The sequence below is a fragment of the Rhizobacter sp. genome (assembly GCF_031412075.1).
Lineage (GTDB): Bacteria > Pseudomonadota > Gammaproteobacteria > Burkholderiales > Burkholderiaceae_C > Rhizobacter.
This window is the reverse complement of sequence record NZ_JANOCG010000630.1, coordinates 1-9,100: the sequence shown is the minus strand read 5'-3', so window position 1 is coordinate 9,100 and position 9,100 is coordinate 1. Positions and strand designations below refer to the sequence as shown.

The 9,100-nt window shown below is 66.6% G+C and carries 10 protein-coding genes; 5 read left to right on the top strand and 5 right to left on the bottom strand.

Going from position 1 to position 9,100, the window contains the following annotated elements; translation table 11 throughout:
- A partial coding sequence (locus RMO40_RS23215) for a DEAD/DEAH box helicase (RefSeq protein WP_309725969.1) occupies positions 1-440 on the bottom strand: 440 nt, incomplete at its 3' end.
- Between the two features lie 60 nt (positions 441-500).
- Here RMO40_RS23215 and RMO40_RS23210 point away from each other — a divergent pair.
- Entirely contained in the window at positions 501-2,750 is a 2,250-nt protein-coding gene (locus tag RMO40_RS23210) for a helicase-related protein (RefSeq protein WP_309725968.1), read from the top strand.
- 258 nt (positions 2,751-3,008) lie between these two features.
- Here RMO40_RS23210 and RMO40_RS23205 read toward each other — a convergent pair whose 3' ends face one another.
- Entirely contained in the window at positions 3,009-4,088 is a 1,080-nt protein-coding gene (locus RMO40_RS23205; RefSeq protein WP_309725967.1) for an MBL fold metallo-hydrolase, read from the bottom strand.
- 47 nt (positions 4,089-4,135) lie between these two features.
- Positions 4,136-4,375 carry a hypothetical protein gene (locus tag RMO40_RS23200; RefSeq protein WP_309725966.1) on the bottom strand — a complete coding sequence of 80 codons (240 nt, stop codon included), beginning with the start codon at positions 4,373-4,375 and terminating at the stop codon, positions 4,136-4,138.
- Positions 4,376-4,695: 320 nt separating this feature from the next.
- Between RMO40_RS23200 and RMO40_RS23195 the strand changes: the two genes are divergently transcribed.
- A complete protein-coding gene (locus RMO40_RS23195) occupies positions 4,696-5,055 on the top strand; it encodes a hypothetical protein (protein ID WP_309725965.1) in 360 nt (119 codons plus the stop codon).
- Positions 5,056-5,080: 25 nt separating this feature from the next.
- Positions 5,081-6,100 carry an extracellular catalytic domain type 1 short-chain-length polyhydroxyalkanoate depolymerase gene (locus RMO40_RS23190; RefSeq protein WP_309725964.1) on the top strand — a complete coding sequence of 340 codons (1,020 nt, stop codon included), beginning with the start codon at positions 5,081-5,083 and terminating at the stop codon, positions 6,098-6,100.
- Positions 6,101-6,110: 10 nt separating this feature from the next.
- Here the strand turns inward: RMO40_RS23190 and RMO40_RS23185 are convergent, their stop codons facing one another.
- Positions 6,111-6,302, bottom strand: coding sequence for a hypothetical protein (locus RMO40_RS23185; RefSeq protein WP_309725963.1), 192 nt, complete (start codon positions 6,300-6,302; stop codon positions 6,111-6,113).
- Positions 6,303-6,571: 269 nt separating this feature from the next.
- Here RMO40_RS23185 and RMO40_RS23180 point away from each other — a divergent pair, with 269 nt between their 5' ends.
- Positions 6,572-7,090 (top strand): hypothetical protein, encoded by a 519-nt coding sequence (locus RMO40_RS23180; RefSeq protein ID WP_309725962.1) that lies wholly within the window; start codon positions 6,572-6,574, stop codon positions 7,088-7,090.
- A 37-nt stretch (positions 7,091-7,127) separates the two neighbouring features.
- Here the strand turns inward: RMO40_RS23180 and RMO40_RS23175 are convergent, their stop codons facing one another.
- Positions 7,128-8,501 carry a cation:proton antiporter domain-containing protein gene (locus RMO40_RS23175; protein ID WP_309725961.1) on the bottom strand — a complete coding sequence of 458 codons (1,374 nt, stop codon included), beginning with the start codon at positions 8,499-8,501 and terminating at the stop codon, positions 7,128-7,130.
- A 40-nt stretch (positions 8,502-8,541) separates the two neighbouring features.
- Between RMO40_RS23175 and RMO40_RS23170 the strand changes: the two genes are divergently transcribed.
- On the top strand, positions 8,542-9,100 hold a 559-nt coding region (locus RMO40_RS23170; protein WP_309725960.1), incomplete at its 3' end, for a glutathione S-transferase family protein.

The window sequence follows — 9,100 nt, the reverse complement described above, 5'->3', positions numbered from 1 at the left end:
TCGAGCTTCAGGCTGCCGCGCTCCAGATGATCCATGATGCGGCCCGGCGTGCCCACCACGATGTGGGCGCCGTGCTCCAGGCTGGCCGTCTGCGTGCGCAGCACCGCGCCGCCGCAGAGCGTGAGCACCTTGATGTGGTCTTCGGCGCGCGCCAGGCGGCGCACTTCGAGCGTCACCTGGTCGGCCAGCTCGCGGGTGGGGCACAACACCAGCGCCTGCACCGCAAATCGCCGCACGTTGAGATTGGCCAGCAGGGCGAGTGCAAAAGCGGCGGTCTTGCCGCTGCCGGTCTTGGCCTGGGCGATCAGGTCGTGGCCGGCCAGTGCGAGAGGCAGGGCCGCCGCCTGGATCGGCGTCATGCCGGTGTAGCCGAGCTGTTCCAGGTTGGCCAGCGTGGCCGGGGGCAGGGGGAGGGTGCTGAAAGAAGGCTGTGTGCTCATGCGTGATTATCGGAGCCGTCGCAACGGTTAGAGTGCCTGACGCTCAATTGCCAACTGTTCATGTCCACGAATCCGCCCAAAAGCCTGCCCGAAACCCTGAATCTGCCGAACCCTCGCCACGCCAAGCGTGTGCCGGCCCACATCGACAAAGAGCTGTTCGCGCGCATCCGGCAAGCCGCTTACGTGCTGCCTCAGGTGGTCAAACCCGGTGACTACACCGCCGAGCGCACAACAGGCTTTGAAGAACACCTCGACAAGCTGGGCCTGGTGTTGCTGCAAAAAGGGGTGGCCGGCGCACGACCCAGCCGCTGGATCGCCCCCGACCTGATCGACAGCGCCATCGCGCACCTCGACGCCGTGGGCACCGGCCCCGATGTGCGCCCGCTGATGCTGGAGCGCACCGCCGCGCTCGAAGCGCTGGGCGTGTCGCGCGACGCCGGCCAGTGGTCGCGCCTGATCAGCCACAGCTTGCAGCTGGCCGAAGCGGGCTGGCGCGTGCCGGTGCTGTTTCGTGTGCCTGTCGATGCGGAGCCGGTGTGGGCGTTCTACCGCAGCGGCGACAAGGCGGCCTTGTTGGCCGCGCTGGGCTCGCCGCCCCCATACCCCCATGCCGCCGAGTTGCTGGCCCATCTGGATGGCCTGGTCGCGCGCAGCCGCGCGCACAAGCCCAAGCACATCGACTCGCTGCTGCCGCGCCTGCAATCGGAGTGCGCCACCCCGCAGACCGCCGCCGATTTCAACGAACTCAAGGCCACCTGCACCCGCACACAAGACCGCTGGGAGCACCGTGTCACCGAGCTGGAGACGCTGGAGGGCCTGAACAGCGAGTTGGCTTTCCAGGGCTACCCAGACACCTTCCCGAAAGCCCGCCACCTGCAGCGCACGGTGACGCTCTACGTGGGCCCGCCCAACAGCGGCAAGACCCACGCTGCTTTCGAGCGCCTGGCGCAGGCCCACGACGGGGCTTACCTCGCGCCCCTGCGCCTGCTGGCGCTCGAAGGCCGCGACCGCCTGGTCGGCCGGGGTGTGGCCTGCTCGCTGCTGACGGGCGAAGAGAACGTGCCGGCCGACAACGCGCGGGTGGTGTCGAGCACCATCGAGATGGTCTCCACCAACAAGCCCATCGACGTGGCGGTGATCGACGAAGCGCAGATGATCTTCGACCCCTACCGCGGCTGGGCCTGGACGCAGGCGATCGTGGCGGTACCCGCCAACGAGGTCATCATCATCTGCTCGGCCTACGCCGTGCCCGCGATTGAAAACCTGCTGGGCTTGTGCGGCGAGCGCTGCTCAGTGCGGCACTTCGAGCGCAAGCAGCATGTGCAGTTGCTGGCGCACCCGGTGCCCATCAGCGCCTTGAAGCTGGGCGACGCGGTGGTCGCCTTCAGCCGCCGCGATGTGCTGATGCTGCGCGACCAGATTGCCGCCAACGGCCACCCGGTGTCAGTGATTTACGGCGCGCTGCCGCCCGAGGTGCGGCGCCGCGAGGCCGAGCGTTTTGCCACCGGCGAGTCGCATGTGCTGGTGGCCACCGACGCCATCGGCATGGGCCTCAACCTGCCCATCCAGCGCGTGCTGTTCAGCACCATGGCCAAGTTCGACGGGCAGGGCGACCGCACGCTGAACGAGTCTGAAGTGCACCAGATCGCCGGCCGGGCCGGGCGCTTCGGCATGCATGACGAAGGCTTCGTCGGTGTGCTGAAAGAAGCCGAACCGTCGGCGGCGAAGATGCTGAAAGAGTTGCTGCCCAAGACGCCTCGCGCTCCGCGTGACTTCAAGGCCCCGGTGGCGCCGAACGGCTGGCACGTCGACACCATCTCGTCGCGCATGCACATGACCCGCCTGCGCGAGGTCTTGGGTGTGTTCATGGAGCAGTTGAAGCTCGACGACGCCCACTTCGCCGTGGCCGAGCTGGAGCAGATGCTGACGCTGGCCGAGCAGCTCGACAAGAGCGCCGCCAGGCTGACGCTGAAAGAGCGCTTCATCTATGCCCAGGCGCCGGTCGACACCCGCACCGATTCGCAGGTGCAGGAGTACCTCGACTGGAGCAGCAGTCACGCGCTCACCGGCAAGGCCGGCAAGCCCTGGTTCCTGGATGCGGTCGACAGCCACAGCCGCCTCGACCGCATGGAGCAGGCGCTGCGCTCATGCACGCTGTGGTTATGGCTTGATCTGCGATTCCCGGGCGTCTATGGCCACGTCGATGCCGTGATCGAGCTGCGCAGCCAGCTTAACGACGGGATCGAGCGGCAGCTGAAGGGCAAGCGGCCGCTGGCGCAGGTGAGGACGGGGATGCGGCGAAGGCATTGAAGCGATCAGCCGCCGTCCTACCCGCGTCGGCGCACTGCTGTCCGGGGAAACGTGCCACTGCTGAAGCCGTCATTCCCGCGCACGCGGGAATCCAGGATCGTGGCGTGGTGCCGCCTCATCGATGCCCGGGACATGCTTGCATGCTGGATTCCCGCCTGCGCGGGAATGACTGGTGTCATGCGGCAGCACTCTGACGCTGGCTCGCCTGCTCCAGAGTTGCAGGAGCTGCCCGCCAAAATGCCGCAAGGGGCTAGAAACTCACTTCAACCCCGCCCACCATCGCTTGTTGATGCGCGGCCGCCCCACGGTCAGCACCTCGCCGATCTCGGGCGTGGCCAGCTCGATGCCGTTGGCCGCCGCCAGGTTGGCCAGCCGCTCCAGCGGGTCTTGCCAGGTGTGGAAGGCCAGGTCGAAGGTGCTGTTGTGCACCGAATACAGCACCTTGCCGCGCAGGTCCTGGAAGGCCTTGACGCCTTCTTCGGGTGTCATGTGAACGGCAGGCCAGAGGGGGTCGTAGGCGCCGTTTTCCATCAGGGCGAGGTCGAAGCTGCCGAAGCGCTCGCCGATTTGCCTGAAGCCGTCGAAGTAGCCCGAGTCGCCGCTGTAATAGATGCGTTGCTCGCCGCTCTGGATCACCCACGAGGCCCACAGCGTGCGGTTGCGGTCGGTCAAGGTTCGGCCTGAGAAGTGCTGAGACGGCGTGGCGGTGACTTGCACACCGGCGTGTGTGCCGGCCTGCCACCAGTCGAACTCTTGCACACGCTCGGCGGGCACGCCCATGTCGATCAGCCGGCTCTTCACGCCCAACGGTACGAAATAGCGTTGCACCCGCCGCGCCAGGTACTCGATGGTCGGCACGTCGAGGTGATCGTAGTGGTCGTGAGACAAGATGAGCCCCTCGATCGGCGGCAGCTGTTGCAGCGTGAGCGGCGGCTCGTGAAATCGCTTCGGCCCGACAAAGCTGAAGGGCGACACGCGTTCGCCGAACACCGGGTCGATCAGCCAGAACTTGCCTTGCAGCTTCAACAGGTGTGACGAGTGGCCGAGCCGCACCACGTGGTTGGCCTGCGCGTCCAGCGCCTGCAGCTGAGCCGTTGTCAGCGGCCGCACGGGAATGGCGTCGACCGGCACCGTGCCGACCTTGTCGGCAAATACGAAGCGTGACCAGATGGTCCAGGTGCCCGCGCCGGGTGGCGTCAGCGGGTTGGGTGGGTTGGCGAAAAGGCAGCCCTTGAACTGCGGTGAGTTGGCATAGGGCGAGGTGCAATCGCCGCTGCTGACGCAGCCCGCAACGAAGAGGCAACAGGCCACGAGGCACGAGCGCAATGCATATCTCATGCGGCCAGTGTGCCCGACGCCTCATCCCACCGGAGGCCCCGGCGGTTTCACTCGCGAGTCAGTGGGGATTCGACCACCACCGCCCTGATGCGCTCGATCGTGTCTTCTACCCGCGCATGCCGAGACACGTCCAGCCCTAGGGCCCGCGCGATGTGGTTGACCCGCGCCGCGTTCAGCGGGATGCCGCCGGCGTCGACCGCGGTGATGAGATTGATGGCATGCTGCCGGTCAGTAGCGGTGTCAAGGGGCTTTTGCCGCGTCAACAGATTCTTGAGCCACAGGTACATGGGCGCTCGGGTTTGTGAGGCCGCAAAACCTGCGGCCGCGCCACCTTAGCAGCGCACGGGCGCCGTGTCCGTTCGCCGGCGCACGCGGGGGCAGACAAGCGGTTTTCCTACGCGAATGCGGTGGATGTTCCCGCATCCCGGGGCTTCTCCTTTGCGCACCATGGTCACCACGATCATGCTGATCGCCCTGATTTTCTGAACCCACCCGATCTCTACTGAACCCCGCCCTGCAATGGGGGGCAGAGATGTCTGCACGCAAGGCCGATCTGCTTGCCAAGCGTGCTTGCTCGTATTCAACACTTTTTCACCAAGGAACTCTCATGGATCAAGTCAATCAAGCCATGCAGTCGGCCATGCAGCCGCTGCTCAAGCTGGCCCAGGCCAACATGGAACTGCTGACGCAGTTTTCCACCTCGCCCGAGGTGATGGCGCAATCGATGGCCACTGCCCAGAACATGCTGCAACAAGGCCAGAAATCTGCTTCTGGCCTGGCGCAGACGAACGCCTTCGCCCAGCTCACCCAGGGCATCATGAAGAACTACACCGAGTTCGCGACCGAGTTGAGCCAAAGCGGCATGGCCGCGCTGGCGCTGGGCCAGGCCGAGATGGTGAAGCGTGCACAAGAGGTCGGCGGCAACGTGATCGAGGCGAGCACCGCGCGCAGCAAGCGAAGCCGCTGATCGACTCTGAGCCGCGACTGAACGCATGAGCAAACGCAGGCCGGGTGCGGCTTGGGCCAAGACCTGGCAGCGCAGCTTTCATGCAATGACGCGCCACGCCCTGGGGGCGGGCAACCGGTCGGTCAAGCAGACGCTGAGGCCGGTGTTGGCGCGGGCCAAGGCCAAGGCGAGGCCACCACCGGGCGCGGGCGACTGGCTCAGCGGCATGGTCATGGGCCCGACAGGCGCGCGCAGCTTCAAGCTGTTTCGCCCGCCGGGCATCGCTTTGGGCGAACGTTTGCCGCTGCTCGTGATGCTGCATGGCTGTGGCCAAGACGCCAAAAGTTTTGCCCACAGCACACGCATGAATGGCGTGGCCGCTCGCGAGCGTTTTCTGGTGCTTTATCCCGAGCAGGACCGCATCTCCAACCTGCACGGCTGCTGGAACTGGTTTGACACCGACTCCGGCCGCGCCTATGGCGAGGCAGCGCTCATCATGCAGGCGGTGGACCAGGTGTGCCTGCTCTACCCGGCAGACCGCACGCGGGTGGCCGTGGCGGGCTTGTCATCGGGGGCGAGCATGGCGGCGATGCTGGCCACGCGCTACCCCACACGCTTCAAGGCAGTGGTGATGCACTCGGGCATCGCGCCCGGTTCGGCCCATTCGGGCTTGTCGGCGATCGGTGCCATGCATGGCCACCGCAGCCGCCGCCGGCCCCCGGTCGCCGTGACGATGAAGGCCGAGTTGTTGCCGCCCCTGATGGTGATACAGGGCCGTGCCGATTCCGTGGTGGTGGCCAGCAACGGCCCGGCCGCCGCTCAACACTGGGCCCATGCAGCCGGGGCACATGCTCATACAGGGCGAAGCCTGCAACGAGGCCAGCGTTACCCGATGACGGTGACTGACTTCAAGCACCTGCGGCGCACCGTCGCCACGCTGGTTGAAGTCGATCGTCTGGGCCACGCCTGGAGTGGTGGCGCGGCCAAGCAGCCCTTCAGCGACGCTCAGGGCCCCGATGCCTCACGCATGGCCTGGGCGTTCGCGGCCAAGCAGTTTCGGGCGTGAGGCTTGAAAACTAGCGCGAACCGCTGCGCGGCGCACGCTTGGCGCGGATCGATTTGACCACCTGAAACGTGCACATCAGTGTGACGGAGGCGCCCAGCGCCAGCGGCAGCAGTGACCCAGACATCTCGGTGAGCCAGGCGCCGACCAGCGTACAAGCGAGCCCGACGCCATAAAGACGGAACAACTGCGGTTTGGCTGTCATGGCGGCATGGTGAGCGGAGGTGGCCCAGTCTGGCACCCATCGCGCGCGGCGAGACCGCAGATATGAAGCACAAATTCGCGCCAAACCGATATGCAGCGCATGTAGGAGCAGCCTGACGTCGATTCAGCACACTTGCGACGCCGCGCGGGCGCCCCCGGCTGACAGCGCAAGAACACTCAAAAGTCGACAGTCATTGCACTCGTCAAATTCGCACGAGCGGCAGGCTCCGGCGTCGGCCGTGGCCATTTTCCAGAAGCAGGAGATTCGACATGAATGAAACACCTTTGATGACCGGGCTCTTCCCAGACCGCGAAAGCGCCGAACGTGGCTACAACGCCTTGTCGGAACGCGGCTATTCGTCGAAAGACGTCAACCTCGTGATGTCTGATGACACCAAGCAGCGCCATTTCGCCGCGGCCGGGACCGAAACCGAACTCGGCAACAAGGCGGCTGAAGGTGCTGGTGTGGGTGGCGCCATCGGCGGGACGCTCGGCGCCATTGCAGCGGCCGTGGCGGCCGTGGGCACGAGCATCGCCATCCCTGGCTTGGGGCTGGTGATCGCCGGCCCGCTCGCAGCGGCCATTGCGGGCGCTGGCGCTGGTGCGGCCACGGGCGGCCTGGTGGGTGCGCTGGTGGGTTGGGGCATGCCTGAGGAGCGCGTGAAGCGCTACGACGAAGGCCTGCGCAAAGGCGGCATCTTGATGGGCTTCCGCCCCCGCAACGATGACGACGCGGAATACATCAACAACACCTGGACGAGCAGCCGCGCCCAAGACGTTTACCGATAGTTTGAAAGCCGTGCGGCAGTGGGTTGCCGCACGGCGATCAAGGTCCGCCAGCCGCCTTGCGGGTGCGGCGGCGGTACCGGGCCATCAGCGGCGTCACCGAGACACCGTGCACCACGATCGAGCTCACGACCACTGCAACCGTCAACGCCACCAGCGTTTGTGCATGTTCATCCGGCAGACCATGGTTGAGCGCGTAGGCCAGGTAGTAGAGCGAACCGATCCCGCGGATGCCGAACCACCCGATCAGACGCCGCTGTCCGGTGGTCGTGCGGCGCGAGCCAGCCAGGCCGACAGCCACCGACAGCGGGCGCACCAGCAGCAGCACGAGCGGCACGAACCACCACGCCGCCGGCACCCACGGCACCGCCCACAGCAGCATGCCCAGCATGACCACGCCCGCCATTTCGCCAATGCGGTCGAGCTGTTCGTTGAAGCTCAGCACGGAATGCGCCAAGTAGGCCGGCGCGTGCTGCGGGTCGGTTGCGATCTGAGTGGCCAAACCGGGCTGCGGGCTGTGATGCGCTTGTTCGACCACGGCGCTGGTCGCCGCTGCCGGGGCTCGCTCGGGCGCCTGTCCCAGCGACGCTGCCGCCGCAGCGGTACCGGCTTGCGCCGTGCGGCGCAGCGCCAGGCCGGCGGCGAACACGGCCAGAAAGCCATAGGCAGAGGCGAGCACAGCGCAGCCATAAGCGAGCCCGATGAGACCCAGCGCCAGAAAGTTTTCGTAGCCCACGGCCTCCTGGTGATGGTGGCGCAGGTACAGCACGAGCCGGCCCAGGCCGGTGCCCCACGCGGCACCGATGGCGAGGCCTGCACCGCAAGCCCAGAGCACGTCGACCGCCACCCAGCGCCAGCCCATGTCACCGATCTCGTGGGCCCCGAGCAGGCCCAGCCCGAGCATCACGACTGGAAACGCCGTGCCATCGTTGAGCCCGCCTTCGCCGGTCAGCGCAAAGCGCACCTGGTCGCGGTCAGCTGGGTCGCTGACCTGCACCTCGGTGGCCAGCACCGGGTCGGTCGGAGCGAGGATGCCGCCCAGCAACACCGCCACACCCAAGGGCAGCCCGAGCAGCCAGTAGCCGGCCGCCGCAATCAGCGCCACCGTGGCGAGCATGGACACGAGCGCCAGGCGCAGCGGTGAAAACCACCGCTTGTCGTGAAGCCCCACGCTCATCTTCAACCCGGCGGTGAAGAGCGACAGCAGCACGATGACCTCGGTCACGTGCTCGAGCAGCTTGGCGTTGTCGACCACGGTGGGTGCGGCGAGTGCCAGCCCCCAGGGCCCGAGCGCCAGCCCGGCCAGCAGGTAGAGCATGGAGGTGCTGACGGGCATGCGAGACAGCATCGAGCCGCTCAGTGCCATCACCACCAGGATCGCGCCGCCCAGTGTGAGCCAGAGTGCAAAAGTCATTCGGCAGGATACGCCGGGCCGGCAGACTACAGTCGCGCCCATGAGTTACGAACTGCATTACTGGCCCACCATCCAGGGCCGAGGCGAATTTGTGCGGCTGGCGCTGGAGGCCGCTGGCGCGCCGTACATCGACGTGGCGCGCGTCACGGGCAAGGCTGGGCAGGGCATGCCGGCCATGCTGGACCACCTGGAAAACGACAGCGAAGTGCACCCGCCGTTTGCACCACCCTTCCTGAAAGACGGTGCCGTGCTCGTGGGGCAGACGGCCGCGATCCTGCATTACCTCGGGCCCACGCTGAAGCTGGTGGCGCGCAGCGAGCAGGCGAGGGCGTGGACGCAGCAGATCCAGCTCACCATTGCCGACATGGTGACCGAGGCGCACGACACCCACCACCCCATCAGCACCGGGCTTTACTACGAAGACCAGAAGCCCGAAGCACGCCGCCGCGCCGAGTCCTTCTGCCGCGAGCGCATGCCGAAGTTTTTGCATTGGTTCGAGGCCGTCGTGGCTCGCAACACCGGCGGGCCGCGCCACCTGGTGGGCGGCAAGCTGAGTTATGCCGACCTGTCGCTCTTTCAGCTGATCGAGGGCTTGCGCT